14 protein-coding genes are annotated in these 19430 nt (G+C 41.5%); 7 read left to right on the forward strand and 7 right to left on the reverse strand.

What is annotated here, in order from left to right:
- Positions 1 to 535: 535 nt before the first annotated feature.
- Positions 536 to 1693 carry a phosphoribosylglycinamide formyltransferase 2 gene (purT, locus tag MPH60_RS18390; protein ID WP_241593973.1) on the reverse strand — a complete coding sequence of 386 codons (1158 nt, stop codon included), beginning with the start codon at positions 1691 to 1693 and terminating at the stop codon, positions 536 to 538.
- A gap of 276 nt (positions 1694 to 1969) precedes the next feature.
- On the opposite strand from purT, the gene MPH60_RS18395 reads away from it, so the two are divergent.
- Complete coding sequence (locus tag MPH60_RS18395) at positions 1970 to 2296, forward strand: hypothetical protein (protein WP_241593971.1); 327 nt, start codon at positions 1970 to 1972, stop codon at positions 2294 to 2296.
- A gap of 440 nt (positions 2297 to 2736) precedes the next feature.
- On the opposite strand, the gene MPH60_RS18400 is transcribed toward MPH60_RS18395, so the two are convergent.
- Both MPH60_RS18400 and katA read right to left on the reverse strand, forming a co-directional pair.
- Positions 2737 to 3930, reverse strand: coding sequence for a M14 family metallopeptidase (locus tag MPH60_RS18400; protein ID WP_241593969.1), 1194 nt, complete (start codon positions 3928 to 3930; stop codon positions 2737 to 2739).
- Between the two features lie 241 nt (positions 3931 to 4171).
- Positions 4172 to 5626, reverse strand: a complete 1455-nt coding sequence (gene katA / locus MPH60_RS18405) for a catalase KatA (protein WP_101223579.1) — start codon at positions 5624 to 5626, stop codon at positions 4172 to 4174.
- Between the two features lie 618 nt (positions 5627 to 6244).
- On the opposite strand from katA, the gene MPH60_RS18410 reads away from it, so the two are divergent.
- From MPH60_RS18410 to MPH60_RS18425, 4 genes are all read left to right on the forward strand, one after another.
- Positions 6245 to 7135 carry a TetR/AcrR family transcriptional regulator gene (locus tag MPH60_RS18410; RefSeq protein ID WP_241593967.1) on the forward strand — a complete coding sequence of 297 codons (891 nt, stop codon included), beginning with the start codon at positions 6245 to 6247 and terminating at the stop codon, positions 7133 to 7135.
- A gap of 446 nt (positions 7136 to 7581) precedes the next feature.
- Complete coding sequence (locus tag MPH60_RS18415) at positions 7582 to 7929, forward strand: phage holin family protein (RefSeq protein WP_101223581.1); 348 nt, start codon at positions 7582 to 7584, stop codon at positions 7927 to 7929.
- 587 nt (positions 7930 to 8516) lie between these two features.
- Positions 8517 to 9674, forward strand: coding sequence for an endonuclease (locus MPH60_RS18420; RefSeq protein ID WP_241593966.1), 1158 nt, complete (start codon positions 8517 to 8519; stop codon positions 9672 to 9674).
- Between the two features lie 316 nt (positions 9675 to 9990).
- Positions 9991 to 11358, forward strand: coding sequence for an amino acid permease (locus MPH60_RS18425; RefSeq protein WP_101223582.1), 1368 nt, complete (start codon positions 9991 to 9993; stop codon positions 11356 to 11358).
- Positions 11359 to 11402: 44 nt separating this feature from the next.
- Here MPH60_RS18425 and MPH60_RS18430 read toward each other — a convergent pair whose 3' ends face one another.
- Positions 11403 to 12269 (reverse strand): DUF4349 domain-containing protein, encoded by an 867-nt coding sequence (locus MPH60_RS18430; RefSeq protein ID WP_241593965.1) that lies wholly within the window; start codon positions 12267 to 12269, stop codon positions 11403 to 11405.
- 143 nt (positions 12270 to 12412) lie between these two features.
- Between MPH60_RS18430 and MPH60_RS18435 the strand changes: the two genes are divergently transcribed.
- Positions 12413 to 12871 carry a TspO/MBR family protein gene (locus tag MPH60_RS18435; RefSeq protein WP_241594847.1) on the forward strand — a complete coding sequence of 153 codons (459 nt, stop codon included), beginning with the start codon at positions 12413 to 12415 and terminating at the stop codon, positions 12869 to 12871.
- An 89-nt stretch (positions 12872 to 12960) separates the two neighbouring features.
- Here MPH60_RS18435 and MPH60_RS18440 read toward each other — a convergent pair whose 3' ends face one another.
- Complete coding sequence (locus tag MPH60_RS18440) at positions 12961 to 16779, reverse strand: bifunctional 2',3'-cyclic-nucleotide 2'-phosphodiesterase/3'-nucleotidase (RefSeq protein WP_241594846.1); 3819 nt, start codon at positions 16777 to 16779, stop codon at positions 12961 to 12963.
- A gap of 596 nt (positions 16780 to 17375) precedes the next feature.
- Between MPH60_RS18440 and MPH60_RS18445 the strand changes: the two genes are divergently transcribed.
- Positions 17376 to 17861: a DUF2798 domain-containing protein gene (locus MPH60_RS18445; protein WP_241594845.1), complete on the forward strand. Its 486-nt coding sequence runs from the start codon at positions 17376 to 17378 to the stop codon at positions 17859 to 17861.
- A 236-nt stretch (positions 17862 to 18097) separates the two neighbouring features.
- On the opposite strand, the gene MPH60_RS18450 is transcribed toward MPH60_RS18445, so the two are convergent.
- A complete protein-coding gene (locus MPH60_RS18450) occupies positions 18098 to 18556 on the reverse strand; it encodes a DinB family protein (RefSeq protein WP_241592834.1) in 459 nt (152 codons plus the stop codon).
- A 41-nt stretch (positions 18557 to 18597) separates the two neighbouring features.
- Positions 18598 to 19416 (reverse strand): GNAT family N-acetyltransferase, encoded by an 819-nt coding sequence (locus tag MPH60_RS18455; RefSeq protein ID WP_241592832.1) that lies wholly within the window; start codon positions 19414 to 19416, stop codon positions 18598 to 18600.
- Positions 19417 to 19430 lie beyond the last annotated feature (14 nt).

The following is a 19430-nucleotide window of genomic DNA, read 5'->3' on the forward strand; positions in this document are numbered from 1 at the left end:
CACTTTCATGAAGCTGTTGGTTATTCAGGAAAATCATCAGTAGTGGGGGTCTGTTACAGGGTCTAGCAGAGTAAACACCAGCGTGGATAAGTGATCTTTCATTTAACTTCATCAAATCAGGGTAATTTGAAAGTGCTAAAAAATTGGACAAAAGAAAATAAAGCACCCTATCAGGATGCTTCAGAGTCAGACTGCAAACAAATTCTATCCCTACCGTTTTTCCAGAAATCCGCTCCCTTTCCGCCGGCTGTCTGCCAAGCCTCATCAAGCAAGCCCGTTGGAGTCTCGGCTAGCTAGCTATTTGCCAGAAGTGTCACAAATCCCTTCCATTAAATAGGAGTTTTATAAAACAGTAAAAACCATGGAATAAACTAGTCTTAAACAGTTCGGATGAGACCAGCCTACAATTTTCTTTAGGGCGGAAAGCGAGTGCCTGGAGTAGTAATCAAACGTTTGATTAAAGAAATCCGCTCCCTTTCCGCCCCCCTTTGTCGACAAACTGAAGCTCTCCATTTAAAGAGCGCTTTTTTCACTATTATTTCTCTACAACTAAACATTCCAAAGCACGGGCCGCATTGACTCTCGCCACCTCGATTGAATCGGCAGATGACAAGGCGACTGCCACTCTTCTGCCTGCCTTTGTAACAGGTTTTCCGAAAAGACGCACCTGTGTATTAGGTAAAGCCAAAGCCTTTTCAACACCGACTATTGAATATTCCGATAACTCTTCTTGAGCTTTTAATGGACGGCTGGCACCTGGGCTGATCAGCTTGATTTCCGGAATGGGGAATCCTAGAATTGCCCGAATATGAAGGGCAAACTCGGACAAATTTTGAGTCACTAATGTCACTAGCCCCGTATCATGCGGACGTGGGGAAACTTCACTGAAATAGACTTTATCCCCTGAGAGGAAAAGCTCAACCCCGAATAATCCGTACCCACCAAGTTCATCTGTAATGGAATGGGCAATTTTTTTCGCTTCCATTATTTGCGTTTCTGTCATATTATGCGGCTGCCAGGATTCAATATAATCCCCGCCCTGCTGGATATGACCGATGGGAGCACAAAACATGGTACCATTTACAGCCCGGACAGTAAGCAGCGTGATTTCCGAATCAAAACGGATAAATTCTTCAATGATCACCCGTCCATTTTGAACCCGGCCGCCTTCCATCGCGATTTTCCAGCATTCCTCCAGATCACCTTCCGTGCGGCACACACTTTGTCCTTTACCTGAAGAACTCATCAGCGGTTTGACGACATTGGGAAAGCCAACTTCCTTGGCAGCTTGGACAAATTCTTCATATGTATCGGCGAATTTGTAGGCTGCGGTCGGAATCTCCAGAGTTTCAGAAGCCAATCTCCTGATTCCTTCACGATCCATAGTCAATTTAGCCGCTCTTGCCGTCGGAATGACATGAAAGCCTTCCTCTTCCAACTTGACTAATTCGGATGTAGCGATGGCCTCGATTTCCGGCACAATCAAATCGGGTTGTTCTTTTTCTACAACTCCTCTTAGTTGTTCCGCATCCAGCATATCGATCACATAACTGCGATGAGCGACTTGCATGGCAGGGGCATGTTCATAGCGGTCTACAGCAACGGTCTCCACACCAAGCCGCTGTGCTTCAAGTATGACCTCTTTCCCCAATTCACCTGAGCCCAATAATAAAATCTTTTTTGATTTATACATTCAGTCTCTCCTCCTTAATTCCTCAAAAACATTATATACGAACTATAAACGAATAAACATAAATTTTTATTCGTATTTACAATCAAATCACTCAGAAAATATAAAATAAACATATATATTTTAAGTATTCCCAATACCAACTTGACAAATTGGATTAATATGTTTTATGCTACTTTTATATAAGGAAAATATATAAGCTGACTAGTTCACTGGAGGCTCTCTATTCAACAAGGATAGGGGGTTTTTTCGTTTTTATCATTGAGGGAGGATTACACTATGCAAAAGGAATCGCTACGGATTATTTCCCCTATCATGAATGAGAAGCAAATTGGGGGCTTAGAAAATATGGAGTACCTTAATCTGCCGGACAGAATATTTTTCCATTGGTGCCAGCAGCAATATCGACTGAACAGAGGGGTTTACAACACGATCGATCATTGGTTCTATGAATATGGCATTGTCCATATTCTTCACCGCCGGATCAACCTTTTAGCCTTTTTGGATTTCGCTTCTACCCCTGAACAAGAAGCCGGAAAAACAAAGTTCATTAAATTCGGCAATGGTGGCCTAAAGCAAAAGTTGCAGGAATTCATTGCAGATTAACCTGAATCTTATAAGGCCCTTATCAGTAATATGCCCATTCTCCTCCTACTGGTAAGGGACACTTATGTGAATGTCGAAATTTGCAATACGATTATTTTTGAAAATGTAAGCGCTTTCTATTATAATGAAATTAGGTTGGATGGCATGCGTGGCCGTCAAAGTATCTGGCGTAGGTGGGGCCAATACTAGCGCTAAGGGAGTTAATCTTCTTTACAGCAAAACTATTAGAATTCCTTTTGGCAAGGGCTGCAATATTACCGGGACATGGAGAATGTCCGTTAATTTTAGGCTAAAAAGCGAGTTAATCATGCAATCGATAAGTAAAGCATACCTTTACTTATTTTTTGCAGCAGCCCTCATCGTTTCAGATCTAATAGTTTATAAGACTAAAAAGCTCTACCCCATGGAAACGGAGTTGAGCTTTTTCATCTGGTCAAATTTCACATATATAACCCTGCTAAGAATATGCCAAGCGACTTCTGATAAATTTCATCGAACTGTGCTATTGGCAAGGGATTCGTTCCTTTTCCAAGCTCCACGGTAAACCCCGGCCTTCGCCAATCCTGAATGAACCAATCCTTATACCCTGCATAACTATTGGCGGATTTGACAGGCTCATATCCACTGACCCTCGCAAACTCATTGACTATCGTTTCCGACTCGGGTGGTTCCAAACCTTCAAATCCCCAATAAATGACCTCTCCCTGAGTATGGAACGCAAGGACTTTGCCAAAATCACGTTTTCTTGTCAACTCTGACATTGCAATAGCTTCTGGCTGTGTAAGCGGCCCCTCCCCTGGATAATTTGCCGGACCTGGCTCCGTTACATTATTGCGAGCTTGTTCCAGTTCCCATTTTGCGGGAAATTGATCATTCAAATCCACCCCGTTAATATTGGCTTTCCAGCCAGAGAAGTCTTCGCTGCCATTATTCCATTCGACGAGCCGTCTTCTCAATGACACATCAGCAGGAGGGCCTTTCAGAACCAACTCCACTCCGTCCGGATTCACCATTGGGACGATCGACAGCATCGTCTGTTGATAAAAGGGAAACATAGATAGACCGCGGATGTCAGCCTGATTCGTGATTGCGAGTAAGTAATCATTTAAAAAGGTCATGATTACAGGCGTGGTTATCCACTCATTCGCATGAAAAGAACCATTATAGTGCACTCGCTTGTTACCATTTCCAATCAGCACTTCGGGGATATCCCTTTCAAGCACCGAGTCCCCGATGGGGGAGGTATTAATAAATGGATAGATCGTTTTCAAACGTCTTACATCGGTCATCATCGTCTCATAATCATATTCCCGGTTTCCTTGAATTAGCCTCCACGTAATCCTTACTGGCACAGAAATTGCCTGACCAACTTGCAGGGCATTCGGGTTGAGATTAGGGTTAGTCAAAAATAGGGCATCCAATGAAAGATTACGTGATCTGGCAATTGCCCATAACGAATCACCCTGTTTAATATTATAACCGGTCGTCGTAAAGCCGGGAATTTTGATTTGTTGGCCAATCATAAGTGCAAGTGGATCAATCCCACTATTGGAATCAATGATAAGTTGGTAATTAACCTTGAATAACTGGCTATAATACCACAAGGAATCATTCTGCCGCACAAAAACGTCCATACTGCACCTCCTCTTAACCAAATGTATGCTGATTCGATTTAATTATTGCCAACGCACCCTGGCCTTTCTGGACTTATAGAAAAGTCACTCCTCCATGACTTCCTTACAAACCATTTATAACTATATATTCTTACCGAACTTGTCGGGTGTCATTTATAAATGGAGCCCTGCATAAATCAAAACAGGCATCCATTCATGAATGGATGCCTGTTTGCATTTACTAGATTGGTAGTCCTATATTTTACGCTTCTTGCGGTACAGGTAAACCTAAACCTTCGGCTATGCGCGTTCCGTATTCCGGATCGGCTTTGTAAAAATGGCCGATTTGACGAAGCTTGATTTCTTCCAATTCCACAGGTTTCATTGCGCCCACGATCGTGTCAACAAGGCGAGTTTTCTCTTCGGCACTTAATAGACGGTATAGGTCACCTGCTTGGGTGTAGTGATCATCACTATTATGACCGACTTGTGCAGCTTGCCCAGTCACCTCGAAAGGAGTGACTTTATTTTCCGTTGATTCGGCAGGGCCTCCAAAACTATTCGGCTCATAATAAACAGATCCCTTGCCATTGTCATCTGCACGCATGAAGCCATCACGCTGATAGTTATTCGCTTCAACTTTCGGACGGTTAACCGGAAGCTGGTTATGATTCGAGCCCACACGGTAACGGTGTGCATCTCCATAAGCGAATAGGCGTCCTTGAAGCATCTTGTCTGGGGAAGCTTCAATTCCCGGTACGAATGTTCCCGGTGAGAACGTGGCTTGCTCCACTTCTGCAAAGTAGTTTTCAGGATTTCTGTTCAATACCATACGACCAAGCTCGATCAGCGGATAATCTTTTTGAGACCATACCTTCGTCACATCGAATGGATCGAAACGGTATGTATCCGCATCTTCCAGAGGCATGATCTGAACATATAATTTCCATGCAGGGAAGTCCCCTTTTTCAATGGCATTGAAAAGATCTTCCGTATGGTAATCAGGGTTTTCACCTGCTAGTTTTGCAGCTAGATCCACATCAAGGTTTTTGATGCCCTGCTCTGTTTTGAAGTGGTATTTCACCCAAACGCCTTTTCCTTCAGCATTCACCCATTTAAATGTGTGGCTTCCGAAACCATGTGTATGACGGAGTGTAGCAGGAATGCCCCGGTCGGACATCAGGATCGTCACTTGGTGAAGAGATTCCGGTGAATGTGACCAGAAATCCCAAACTGCCGTAGGATTTTTCAAATGAGTTCTAGGATCTCTTTTTTGTGTATGGATGAAGTCGGGGAATTTAATCGCATCGCGAATAAAGAATACAGGCGTATTATTACCGACGATATCGTAGTTTCCTTCTTCCGTATAGAATTTAACAGCAAATCCACGCGGGTCACGGACTGTATCAGCAGAACCCAATTCACCCGCAACTGTGGAGAAACGGATAAAAAGATCTGTCTTCTTGCCCACACCATTGAAAAGTTTAGCTTTCGTGTACTGAGAAAGGTCGTTCGTTACTTCGAAAGTTCCGAATGCACCTGCACCCTTCGCATGAACTACACGTTCAGGCACACGTTCACGGTTGAAGTGGGCTAGTTTTTCCAATAAGTGTACATCTTGAATGAGCACCGGGCCGCGTTCGCCGGCAGTGATCGAGTTTTGATTATCTCCAACTGGCGCTCCCCAGCTTGTAGTGAGGTTTTTCTTATTTGTCATTATTGAACCACCTTTTCATTATTATTTATGTATATAATGATAAAGCTTCTCAGAAAAAAATCAATACTTATTTATAATAATTTTAATATAATAATCAATTCATTATCCTTTTATTACGATTACGATTTTACAGAATCCTAACATATGGAAAATTATATTGGTGCAAACCGCTGAAGGAACAGCATATTGCCATAATTACATTCCTAATAATGGTATACGACCCTTATAACCAATAATCCTTCACGACAAGTGATTTTATCATTTCTCCTACCAATGGGTTAGTAATCGAGAATGATGCTGAATATGCATAGATACTTTGCGCTACTTCACCCATCTCCTTCTATTTATCTTATAACAAACCGAAGTGTTCTCCTGTGACTTTGTTCACTTCATCTGCCTTTATTTACATGGTGAATAGAAGGATGCATAGAAACTGAATTTTTCATTGCTTTTGTGAATCCTATCTTCAGCAGAACACTTCATGATGAATTGACTGAAACAAGAGGCCTTCACCCTTTATTTGCTAGAGCAAATGTAAACATACTGGTTTGTGTTCGTTTAGAAAATAAGATACTATTACGTTAAAATGACCGTCCAATAAGAGTAAGGGTGATATATATGAATGAGCGCAAACAATTGGTAGTTAAATATGCACACCAATTATTTATTGAAAAGGGATATCAAGCAACTTCCATTCAGGATATTTTAGATTATAGCGGCATTTCAAAAGGAACATTTTATAACTATTTTTCTTCTAAAAGCGAATTGCTTAAGGCAGTCTTCCTAACTTCGCAAGAAAAATTCGAAAAAGAGCGGAATGAATTGCTGATTGGGCAAAACCTTGCAGATATTGAGATATTCATCAAACAATCAGAATTACAAATGCACTCCAACAAAAACAATAAAATCTTTTTCTTATATGAAGAAGTAATGATTTCAAATGATACTGAACTTAAGAACTTCATCACACATGCTAAATTCCAGCATATCCATTGGCTATCAAAACGGTTTCTGGACATTTTCGGTGCTGATAAAAAACCCTATATTTTGGACTGTGCCATTCTTTACTCGGGAATGATGCATCAAACGATTCATTTTAATGCTTTGGCTAAAGAGCCCGAATTTAACCCTACTGAAATTATCCGTTATTGCGTCGATAGGATTAAATCGATTTTCGAAGATGTCAGCCAGTCAAATGCACAACTTTTGGAACCGGACCTCATAAAGCAATGGCTGCCAGAGTGCTTCCATTCACAGCAGGATTTTCATACTGCACTCCTTCACTCTGCAAACGACCTAAAAAAGATGATCCTAAGGCTATGCCAAGATGATGAAGCAGAACGGGTTAAAAACCTAAAATTGATTCACTTTATCCAAGAGGAATTATTACAAAACGTTGAACCGCGAACCTTTCTCATTGAAAGTGCCCTGCTTTCCTTAAACACCAATCCAAACTTGAAAAACACATTGGAATTAAGTGAATTCGAAAAGATCATTGCGAACAATTAAATAGAAAAAGAAGACAAATGGGGTTCGGAATTTATTCCAAACCACAATAAGAATAAGTTATACTAAATGGTTTTTTACTGTTATATGAAATCCTCAATGGATTGAAGAAAACTAGCTGAAACGTTCTTTTTGAGGGTTTGTAAAATAGAACGTTGATTTCCTCAACAGGCACTCGCTTTCCGAGGGCGGTCCTGGAGCCTCCTCGGCGCAAGCGCCTGTGGGGTCGACGCGTTTTTCCCGCAGGAGTCTCGAACACCCGCTCCAATCAACTGGACTGTTTTTAAAGAAAAACTGCTTTAAAACCCTTTAATGGGCCTTTTTTCACTCTGAGGGAATACATATGTATTCCTCTTTTTTTTGTGACAATTCTGCAAACATATAACTGAAATTCATGGAATTTTAGTATAATGACTTGTAGTAAAGGTGACTTCAGAAGGAGTTTTTTCATGAACATAATCATGCGTTTTCTTATCAACGGGCTGGTATTGCTCGTTATTGACTGGCTTCTCGACTCCATCACGATTAAATCTTACGGAACAGCCTTGCTGGCGGTTTTTATATTATCAATCATGAACTTGCTGGTTAGGCCCATTCTCCAGCTTATCACATTGCCGATCACCATCCTGACGTTCGGGTTGTTCTCTTTCATTATCAATGCATTCACATTCCAAATCACTTCCTATGCCGTCAGTGGCTTTGTCATAAATTCTTTTTGGGGAGCTTTAATCGGATCATTGTTATTGAGTTTCATTCAAAGTCTTCTTATAAAACAGAGTAAAAAAAACCGTCAGTAGCATACTGACGGTTTCAGACTGTAGACAACTCGATGAAAAATCGAATTTTTCTACAGTTTTTTTGAGTTTATACAATATGAAACGTTGAGTTACCACTAGAGGCACTCGCTTTCCACGGGCTCCCCTGGACACGCTTTTCCCGCAGGAGTCCCGTACACCCGCTCCAATCAACTTTGTTTTAAAATTCAGATAGAAATCATAACTTGGGCCAATTGGTTACTGAACATCATTTAGTTGGAGCTATTCAATTTCCTTTTATTTTTGACTTGGTAAAAGATACGTATTCCGAAGTCGATCGCCAAAGTTTAGAACCTGTATTTTTGTTAAAACTCCCCTCCATTTCAAATAACTTACCCCTTTTTTCTACAAACTGAATCAGTAAGTTGGACGGTTTTTCGTATATTTTTCATTTCCAAAACAGCCCTTCGATATTTCCCGGGCTATATCCCCAAATTCCGCTAAGCTTCACTAGCTGTATTCGCTCATTTTTGACAATGCAGAAGGAGAAAGCTCCTCAAATCCATAACTTTACATATACATGCCGATTTCTCTCGAAATGGGTATGAATCGATTTATGGAGGAATGACATGTTCACAAAACCTGAACCAAGATTTGCTCTGCCCATTTTACTCGTGCTTGCTTTCTTTATTCCCAGTTTTTTCATTCCCCCATCATTAGCCGCGGCTGGCGATGGCAGCTTGTCATCTCCTTACTCCGTTTCCCAAGCGATTGCGAATCAAGACAGCATGGTTAAAACGGTCAGTGGCTATGTGACGGGTCAGCCCACTTCATCCAATACCGTCGTCACGAGCGGCTATCCGAATGATTATGCCATAGCATTGGCAGACAGCTCATCGGAAACAAACAATGCCAAAATGGTATATGTTCAGATTCCCTCCTCTTTCCGCTCTGAATTTGGCTTAAAAACAAATCCTTCTTTAAAAGGAAAAAAAGTCACCGTAACTGGCACACTGAGTGCCTATTTCACCCATCCAGGCTTAAAAGATGTATCTGCCATGTTTTCAGGGAATGATTCACCAGAACCGGAGACACCGGGGGGTGGCTCATACTATGATTCAGCCAGCGGAAAATCAGGGTTGGCACTAAAGAATGCCCTCCATCAAATCATCGATGACCATTCGGAAATATCGTATTCAAATGTATGGGACGCTTTACGGAAAACCGATGAGGACCCGAATAACACCAATAATGTCATTCTTCTTTATACAGGGCGTTCCCAAGGAAAAACGATGAACGGATCCGGCGTTAATGATTGGAATCGCGAGCATGTATGGGCAAAATCACATGGTGATTTTGGTACCACTTTAGGTCCCGGCACCGATCTGCACCATCTTCGGCCGACTGATGTCTCTGTCAACAGTACAAGAAACAACCTGGACTTTGATAATGGAGGTTCTGAACATACCGAAGCGATAGGAAATTACTATGATTCTGATTCATGGGAACCTCGCGATAGTGTCAAAGGTGATGTCGCCCGGATGCTGTTTTATATGGCAGTTCGGTACGAGGGTGATGCAGGGGAAGTCGATTTAGAATTAAATAATCAAGTGAACAATGGTACCGCTCCATATCATGGTAAATTGGCTGTTTTACTGGAATGGAATGAACAGGACCCCGTAGATGCCTTCGAGCGTAAACGGAATGAGATCATTTATAATGAATATCAGCATAATCGCAACCCATTCATAGATCATCCTGAATGGGCCTCCGCCATCTGGCAATGATAAAACGGACAAGCTGTTCCTTATTTTTGGGACAGCTTTTCCACTATTAAATAACTGATTTTTTTGAAAAATCACATAATTATATTTTGGTTGAATAGCATTCCAATTAGTTTTGAAAGTTTGTTAGACGATGATAACAGATAGGATCACTTCCGTGGTAAGCGTTTTCATTTTTTTCTTTACATTCTGACTATTAAAATATATTATTTAGTTGTAATATTATGTGAAAAACCAATGAATAATATGTATTCTCCTCTACTAGTGATAAAATGCTAGATAGAGAAAATTAAACTCCAACATAGAAAAGGGGAAAATTATGCAAAACTCCAAAGAATCTCAACTACATAGAGGTTTGGAAGAAAGACATATCGCATTAATGTCTCTTGGCGCAGCCATTGGAGTCGGTTTATTTCTCGGCTCGGCATCTGCGATTAAATTAGCCGGCCCAGCCATCATCATTTCCTATGCAATTGGCGGGCTTATGATCTATCTTATCATGCGTGCACTTGGTGAAATGGCGATAAAAAATCCTGTCGCAGGTTCTTTCAGTCGCTATGCAAGCGAATTTGTCGGTCCTCTTGCCGGGTATATAACCGGATGGAATTACTGGTTCGTTTGGATCGCCACCTGTATGGCTGAAATTACGGCAGTCGGAATCTATATGCAATTTTGGTTCCCAGATACTCCGCAATGGGCTTGGGCGTTAGCCGCACTTGCCATCATGACAACGATTAACTTTCTTGCTGTAAAAGCTTACGGTGAATTGGAGTTTTGGTTCGCCCTTATTAAAATCGTAACGATCATCCTTATGATCGTACTTGGCTTCGGAATGATCATCTTTGGACTGGGGAACGGCGGAATCGCGGTCGGATTCGGCAACCTTGTTGAAAATGGAGGATTTTTCCCGAATGGGATTTCTGGTGTCATCCTCTCGTTTCAAATGGTCATGTTCGCCTATTTGGGAATTGAAATGCTCGGTGTAACCGCAGGTGAAGTTAAAAACCCTGAAAAATCCTTAAAAAGAGCCATCGATACCGTTTTTTATCGAATTTTACTATTTTACGTTTTAGCTCTGACAGTCATTTTATCGATCACTCCATGGGATGAAATGAATGGAGAAAACAGCCCATTCGTTATGATGTTCGATAAAATCGGTATTCCTGGCGCAGCAGGGATCATTCAGTTTGTCGTACTGACAGCAGCCCTTTCATCTTGTAACAGCGGGATCTTCAGTACAGGAAGAATGTTATTCAACCTAGCGCAGCAAGGTGAATCACCAAAAAGTTTCGAGCGTACAACAAAGTCAGGCGTTCCTGGCGTTGCCATTATCGTTTCAGCTATCGTGCTTCTTTTCGGTGTTTACCTTAACTACATGGAAGCCGATAAAGTTTTCACTTACGTTACAAGTGTCGCTACATTCGGTGCCCTCTGGACATGGGGAACCATACTTGTCACACAGATCATGTCTAGGCGGAAAATGAGTCAGGGAGAAAAACAAGGCTTGTCTTACAAGATGCCTCTTTTCCCATTCACTTCTTATTTAACTTTAGCCTTTTTAGTATTCGTAATGGTCGTACTCGGTTTTTCAGCAGATACAAGAATCGCTCTAATCGTTGGTCCGATTTGGATCTTACTGCTGGTAGCCCTTTATTATGTGACCGGATTGCATAAACGGAAAAGATAAAGGTCAGAGGGTGCCAATCTAATTGGCACCCTCTTTTTCTGGCTTCATCTTTTACCCCTTCTTTTGATCACCCAATGGACCGCCGCACCAGCTCCGCCTATAATAATGAGGATAGGCAAGTTTCCTATTATAAAAACAATGATTCCTGAACCAGCTTTAAGTAATAGATTCGCACTTGTTGCAAGTTGTTTCTTCGTTCTTTCCCATGTATTCCATTCCTTATTATCAATGCCCGGCACAACTATCCGGTCCTGTGATAACGTGATGGTAACCGTCGAATATGAAGTCTGGTTCTCAAGATACTTCATTTGCCCGGTCAGCTGCTCTATTTCTTCTTGCACCACGGCAAGATCGGATGATATTTTCAGCAAATCCTCCGTCTTCTCAGCATCCTTCATGAATGCGAGCAACCTTTCCTCTACTGCCCTTTTTGACTTCAACCTTGCTTTTAAATCTACATATTGCTCCGTTATATCCTGTCCTGTCACATTCCTTCCGACCACTTCTGAAGCCGCGCCCTCGCTATCGGCTAGAAAATCCTGAAAATGGGCTTCAGGGACCCGAACAGTGATCGTTCCTTCCACCAGTTCTTCATCTTCCCTGTATACATTGGACTCGACAACATATCCGCCATATTCAGCCACCTTATTCTCAATCTTCATTTGTGCCTTTTCGAGGTTCTTCACCTTCAACTCAAGCTGGGCTTGATGGATGACCTTTCTTTCATCCGTCACCCCTTCCTTTTCCGCTGCTTCCTCCTGCTGCACCATATTCCCGGAAATTGAAGCGTTCATTTTACTTTCCGCCTTTTCATCCTGTGATTTCGATGTTGAATCATCTTTTTCATTACTGCTGCATCCAGCAAGTAAAAGGAACAAACTGAACATAAACATCATTGTTTTATGGTTCATCGGTATTCCCCCTTTTCTTAATAGTACCGACGTAAAGTTTGGAAGAAAGTTACACTTCTTGATTAAAGGGAATGTTTTATTTTCAGATAAGAAGGTAAAAGTATAAGAACATCCAAATAATGAAGAAAGAAGAGGATTGCATTATGAATTACGGGAAATTGGCAAAAAGTGTATTGATACCTGTGGTCGGAGGTTCACTTGTGGGGATATTCGCCACAAGGAATTCCAAAGAAATTTATGACAAACTCAAGAAACCGTCTTTTGCACCTCCTTCCTGGACTTTCCCCGTTGCTTGGACCAGCCTTTATACAATCATGGGAATAGCGAAGTATCGCATTGCATCCAAAGAAAAAGAATCGAAGTCCGCTGAACTCCTCTATGATACTCAACTAGGGTTGAATTTCTTATGGTCTTTTTTATTCTTCAAATGGGGCTTGCGCGGAACAGCCTTTATTGAAATGGCTGCACTGCTGACCTTGATTACATTAACGGCATTCGAGTTTTATAAAATAGACCGTACATCCGGTTTAGCCATGGTTCCCTATATTGCATGGGTCACCTTTGCATTGGGATTGAACTTTTCCATTTTCAGAAACAATTAATCACAAAAAAGGAAGCGCCCCTTCTATTAAGGAGCGCTCTCTTTTAGAGTTTCACGAGTAAACCCGCTTAACTTACGAGGAAACTTCTATTAATTATTGATATTCGTAATTCTGCCTTCAATTTCTGCCGTGATCTTCCCGCCTTTGAACGTTTCTTTTACATAGTTAACGAATGCTTCCAGATCAGCATGTCCAAACACACGCTCTTTTCCTTTCAGGACGGTATAGTTATCACCGCCGCTTGCCATGAAATCATTGACGGCCACCGTGTATGTTTCAGTATCCTTGATCAGTGTTCCGTCCGTTTTCTTCAATAAGGTGACACGTTCCGTGACAGGTTTACTGAAGTCGGCTGTATAGCTCAGTCCAGAAATTTGCAAGGTTTTCGGAGATCCTTCAACGATCCATTGCTGTTGAAGCAGCGTTTTCACTTCCGCTCCAGTCAGTTCCAGCTTAACCAATACGTTTCCGAACGGCTGGATTTTCGCTAAATCGGAAAAAGTGACTTCCCCCTTTGGAATATCTGCACGAATTCCGCCTGGATTCATGAAGGCAAAATCGGAATTCAAATCTGCCTTCATGGAATCGGCAATTAAATTCCCAAGGCCCGTTTCCTGCGTATACGCATTGGCTCTTAAAATTTTCTCATCCGTTGTCCCAAGCGGGGCTTTCAACTCGGGGAACATGTCTAGATAGTCGTTAATGAATTTCGTCGTCCCGGCATCCGGTGTGATGCCATCTTGTGTAACCGTGACAATCTCAGCTGACTTTTTGACAATATCCTTAGTGTTTGGATCGATTTCCAAATCCACATCTTCAAAAGCCGTTCCATAAGAGTAAGCTTGTACAATCAATTTATTATCCACATAGTTGTTGACCTTTGCATGATTATCCCCTGCTAAGATCACATCTACTTCATCATCCACAGCATTAGCAAGATCAGCCACTTCGCCTGTGATGACCCCTTCCTTTTCAGTGCCTGGGTCATGTGAGATGATTACAATCGATTTTACGCCTTTTTCCTTCAACTCGTTAACCGCCTTATTTACAGCAGGTGCCTGTTCTATGAATTCCACATTCTTAATGCCATCCGGACTTACTTTTTGAGGTGTGGCATTCGTGACTACACCTATGAATCCAATATCAACCCCGCCGACCTTTTTTATGACGTAAGGATCCAAAATCGGTTTTTTCGTGTCTTTATATACGACATTGGCAACTACATATGGAAAGTTCATTTTATCGAATACCACATCGGATGTTGGTGACTTTCCGCCATTGATTTGAGCCATCAGGGTTTCTACCCCTTTGTCGAACTCATGGTTCCCGACAGTTCCGACATCGAATTTCATATTATTCAAAAACTGAAGCGTCGGTTTGTCCTGGATCAAAGAAGAAACGGGTGCACTTGCCCCAACAGCATCCCCTGCCGAAAGTAAAAGTGTATTTTCAGGGTTTTCAGCTTTACGCTGCTTTAAGTGCGCAGCTAAATAATCGGCACGCCCTTGTTTGATACCGCCAAATTCGGAAGTGGTATCAAGCTGGCCGTGAAGATCATTGATCCCGAGCAATTGCACCTTAACGTTTTCTTTTCCCAAATTATATTTGTAAATGCCAAAGCCTTTATCATCCTTTTTGCCTGTAAAGGAAATCGGGCTGTCTTCCTTTAAATATTCCGCACCTTTTGGTGATGAGGTGAAAGTAACGTTCACCTTGCCTGAAATCGGGGCAATCGACCAGTTATTATCAGCAGTTGGATTGATCTCACCCTCTTGTGTGATGTAATCCATCAAGATCTGACGATTTTCATCCGCAGAGTCAACTACATATTCGCTGCCCTTGACTCCCGGGAAGTTCCCCCCGCCCGAAGCACGATAATTATTCGTCACGACGATGAAATCTTGATTTGGGTCCACTGGTTCTCCATTATATTTCAAATCGGCAATCCTGCTTGAATCCGACACTTTTATCCCTTTTTCATCATAGCGCGGAGCCTTGGTGACATCGATTTGATACGTAACGCCATCAATCACATCAAAGTTATAAACGGCAAACTTTCCATTAAGCAGCTCCTGCTCCTCAGATTTGGCAGGATCGATTGTATTGTATTTCCCGGCAGACATCTCAAGCCACTCTTTAACAACTGACCCTTTGGTCTTGATTGCCTTCAAGGTATTATCGTATAAATATAAATCACCGGCGCTGCGAATGGTCAGTCCGCCTTCCTTGATTTCGGTGAATTCCTCGACTCCATTTCGACCCGCTTTGAAAGGGGCTCCTACAGATAGAATCGGCAAGTCTTTGTATTCAGGGCGGTTGCTTTGGATGTATTTTTCTACATACCATTTCTGTGCACTCGTCACGACCTGTACGGAAGGATCGTCTTGCACAAGCGCGAAATAACTATGAATTGGAGCTGTAGTCATTCCAATTGGCGTGTTGACATACTTGATCGTTCCTTCGTGATCCTTCTTCACGGCTTTGACGACAGATGCATCTTCAGCTGCTTTTTTTCCTGTTAATTTATCGTTGATTGCCCGTGTTGTTGAATCGGAATTGACGACTTTCCATTTCCCCTTGATATTCTGGATATCAAGATCGATGATCCCGAGATTACTGCCGCCATATCCTGCTTGAACGGCTGGTACACCATTGATGGTACCCTTTTTATTATCCACGCCTTTAAGGACTTTTCCTTGGCTATCTTTGAATAGGCTGTCTAAAGAAGCCTCATCTTGAGCCGGAAAGACCTTATGCGTGTGGGAGAACGTGATGGCATCGATGCCGGATACCTTGCTTAATGAATAGATGACATCCTCGGTATTCTTGATATCGCCATTAAACCCGGAATGCGTGAGCGCCACGATGATATCCGCGCCCTTTTTCTTCATTTCAGGTACATATTTTTTTGCAGTCGTGATGATTTCTTTTGTAATGACCTTACCTTCAAGGTTCGCTTTATCCCAATCCATGATTTGCGGAGGGGCAAATCCAATGTAGCCTATTTTTACTGATTTTTCTTTTCCATTGATGTCCTTTACTTTCTTTGTGACGATTTTATAAGGAGTATATTTATTTTTATCATTGTTTGAATTATTGTCTTTATCTTTTTTATAAACATTGGCATTGACATAAGGGAAGTTCGCATCGTTGATGGCCTCGTCCAAATAAGCTAAACCATAATTGAATTCATGATTGCCGAATGTGGCCACATCATAGTCAAGCAAGTTCATCGCTTTATAGACGGGATGGACTTCACCTTTTTTAAGTGGCGCTATTTTTGCTTTGTACGTACCTAGCGGTGTCCCTTGAATAAGGTCGCCGTTATCCACTAAAACGCTATTTTTCACTTCTTTTCGTGCCTGTTTGATTAAAGAAGCCGTGCGGGAAAAGCCGACAGAGTCCGATACGGCATCCTTATAGTAATCATAGCTCACCAGATTAGTGTGTATATCTGTCGTTTCCATGATCCTTAGTTCAAAAGGTGCATCCGAAACGGAGACCGCCAGGCTGTTGCCGAAGTTACTCGTATTGCCGTTATACTTGGAGACAACCGATACTTTGATCCAATAACCCGATTGGTACGAGTTGAAATACGCAGAGAACTTTTGGGCCGATTTAATATCCGCCTCAATGGCTGACTGTGAAATGACCTTCGTCCCATTCATTAATTGGAAGACAACGGTTTCATTTCCTTTGTTTCCTTTTTTCGGTGTGACCGTTACAGTCGCTTTGGTGCCTTTTGAGTAATGAACAGTAGGAGTTGAAATGGTAAATGGTTCAGTCTTGACCGGTTTCTTATTAGACTCTTTGGCGGATGTCTCCCCCGTTACGGTAAATGGGGCTGTAATCAAACTCACAGCAAGTATCGGGGCGAGCATCTTATTAACATGCATTTTGAACGACATACTTCACAACCCTTCTATTTTTGTAAAATGCTAGAATAATATATCATGATTTTGTCGAATAAACGCCAAAATTTACCGTAATATTACGAATTTTGAATAAATGGTACTTTTTATCTATTTTCATTCACTGAACATGGACCGTTTTTCCTTCACATATATATAAAGGGCTGGCCCATGCACATGAGCCAGCCTGCTTACACCGTATGGGATTTCAAGATCTTTCCTTCTTCTTCGACGCTCTCTACTTCAACAGTAAACGGAAGCGCCGCTGACTGAAGTTAGTCCGCTTGATTATTATAAGACCAAGGCACTCACCCCAGCATACTCCCAATTGAAAATGAAATGCTTACTGAAGAATCTAATAAATCATCTCAAAACCATTGAAACAAATTAATTTCGTTATGATTCTTTATGGTTTTCTTTATCTATTAATTTTTTCTCATTCGTTTTTTTGCAAAGTCTCTATAAACAAGGTTTCATCAAAACAAAAGTGTAATTTAACGTAACTCAAAATAAAAGTCATAAAAATGTCACTTATGTAAAAATTTCTTGGCATATATAATTACATTCATGCTTAAAAGAAAGGATGTTTTTATTTGCCTAGTAATAAAAAGGAAGGTATAATCTTTGGACTTTTTATGTGTTTTGGTATGGTCCTTATTATGTCAGTTTACAACACCACTTTACACGGTTTTTCATCGTTTACAGTAGGGGGTGCAGTGATTCAATTTGCGGTAACATTTATCGTCGCTTTTATTGCAGAGTCAATAGTTGAACCGAAGGCGCGTAAACTTGCATTATCAATGCCTTATGATAAATCGAAAGAAACCAACTTTATTATTGCAATTGCCTTTTGTATGGTCCCAGTAATGGTCCTTATTATGTCAGTATATGGGCTTATTTTAACTAGTTTAATGATAGGGATTGAGGGTTCAATTTTCATAGCTTACCTTAAAACAGTTGGTCTAAACTTTATCGTGGCGCTACCATCACAGTTACTAATTGTCGGACCAATCTCACGCTGGTTATTAACCAAATACATTAAACCGGCGACACAAAAGCCAAAATTAACAAAAGTTTGAGTACGTAAATAGTAACATATGAAAAATAAATAAAAAGGATTAAGCTAATACGCTAATCCTTTTTATTTAATATGTTATATCCTGCTGCGTTAATACGAATCCTTATATTATGAATGATCCTGTCCCTGCTTGTCCTCCCTCCATAATCCCCTTTTTTTTGAAAAAACCTGCGGAATTCCTTGCAAAATAAAAAACTGTTAAAGCAAGTTGCATTACCAGTTTTAAAAGTATAAAGCCTATAAATCCCGATCTATTAAACTGGCGGATACTGGTTCGACGCCCATCTCCCTCGACCAAATGGACAGCTGGCCTATATGGTGAATTTCGTGCGCTATCAGATGGCGCAGTATCCTGCCTTTTTCGTATGTCCCCTCCATCCAAGCTGGTTGAATCATTCCATTCTCATCTTCAATAGCATGCGAGTTCAAATAGCCAATGACCTCAGAATGATAACAGATAGATAAATCCTCCACTTTTTCGATCGTATCATAAGCTTCCAAATCGATCGCGACATCAGGCTTCCCTTCTATGGCCCTGATCCAGCTGCATTCGACATCGATGATATGGGCAAGTGTCTTCAATATATTCCCCATCCCTCCTATGCGCTGCCGTTTCAGCTCCTCATTCGGTAAGGACCGGCACCACTTGAACCACTCATTTCGGACCTGCCAATTATAATTGAATAAGATCAACATCCGTCACATCCCCCTCACACTTAATGTCATCGAAGTATCCCTCAGCCTTTGTATTGATAATAATCCTGCCTTTGAATGGTTTTGAATCCACAAGATTCATAGAGTCTTAAAGCATGCTCATTAGTCGCCTCGACCTCGAGAAAAATATCATATCCCAGCTGGCTTTGTTCGGCTACGACCTTTTTCAATGCCTTTCTGCCAAGTCCGTTTCCCTGGTATTTTGGCAAAATGGAAAATCCATAAATCCACGCTTCCCGTCCTGAGTGATCAACACGGATCTTACCGACTGCAAGGCCATCCTTTTCAATCATCATGGTTTTCAGAGTATCCTCATATAGGATGCGCTGATAATAATCCTTCGCTTCTTGTTTCGTAAATTGGAAGCATTGAATATCCAGCTCAATTTCCGTTTCCTCATCATCTCTCCGTGAAGGGCGAACGACTGCATCACCATAATCGTCAAGCTCCGTTGCGGACCATTTCATTTGAAACTCTGAAAAAGCAAACTCACAATTGAGCTGTTTCAAAAATCCTGTCCCTGAATGGGATTGAGCAGGTGAGTTCAAGAGAATCAACTTATAGTTGCGCTCCACTGCACTCCTTATGGCCTCTTCCAGAAGCGTTGTAAAAATGCCTTGCCTCCGGTAATCAGGATGCACCATCCCGCACATCTCCGCTTTGTTTCCAAAATCGTATAGACCGAGAAAACCAACAAGCTTCAATCCATCATAGTGAAGAAAGTCATTCTTATTCATGCCATTTCGACTGCGAAGTGTTTCCCAGTTCAGCTTTAAAGTAAAACCTTCCCGTTCACATTCATGCTGCAGGATTCGAATATCTTCTAGCTGTTTATCCTTCAAATTCTCCACCCCTT

It is taken from the genome of Peribacillus sp. Aquil_B1, assembly GCF_022603275.1.
Lineage (GTDB): Bacteria > Bacillota > Bacilli > Bacillales > DSM-1321 > Peribacillus.

Coding starts and splice junctions, on each gene's coding strand:
- MPH60_RS18425 (WP_101223582.1), top strand. CDS start 9,991: ATGCAAAACTCCAAAGAATCTCAACTACATAGAGGTTTGGAAGAAAGA.
- MPH60_RS18450 (WP_241592834.1), bottom strand. CDS start 18,556: ATGTTGATCTTATTCAATTATAATTGGCAGGTCCGAAATGAGTGGTTC.
- MPH60_RS18440 (WP_241594846.1), bottom strand. CDS start 16,779: ATGTCGTTCAAAATGCATGTTAATAAGATGCTCGCCCCGATACTTGCT.
- MPH60_RS18430 (WP_241593965.1), bottom strand. CDS start 12,269: ATGAACCATAAAACAATGATGTTTATGTTCAGTTTGTTCCTTTTACTT.
- purT (WP_241593973.1), bottom strand. CDS start 1,693: ATGTATAAATCAAAAAAGATTTTATTATTGGGCTCAGGTGAATTGGGG.
- MPH60_RS18420 (WP_241593966.1), top strand. CDS start 8,517: ATGTTCACAAAACCTGAACCAAGATTTGCTCTGCCCATTTTACTCGTG.
- MPH60_RS18435 (WP_241594847.1), top strand. CDS start 12,413: ATGAATTACGGGAAATTGGCAAAAAGTGTATTGATACCTGTGGTCGGA.
- MPH60_RS18395 (WP_241593971.1), top strand. CDS start 1,970: ATGCAAAAGGAATCGCTACGGATTATTTCCCCTATCATGAATGAGAAG.
- katA (WP_101223579.1), bottom strand. CDS start 5,626: ATGACAAATAAGAAAAACCTCACTACAAGCTGGGGAGCGCCAGTTGGA.
- MPH60_RS18410 (WP_241593967.1), top strand. CDS start 6,245: ATGAATGAGCGCAAACAATTGGTAGTTAAATATGCACACCAATTATTT.
- MPH60_RS18400 (WP_241593969.1), bottom strand. CDS start 3,930: ATGGACGTTTTTGTGCGGCAGAATGATTCCTTGTGGTATTATAGCCAG.
- MPH60_RS18415 (WP_101223581.1), top strand. CDS start 7,582: ATGAACATAATCATGCGTTTTCTTATCAACGGGCTGGTATTGCTCGTT.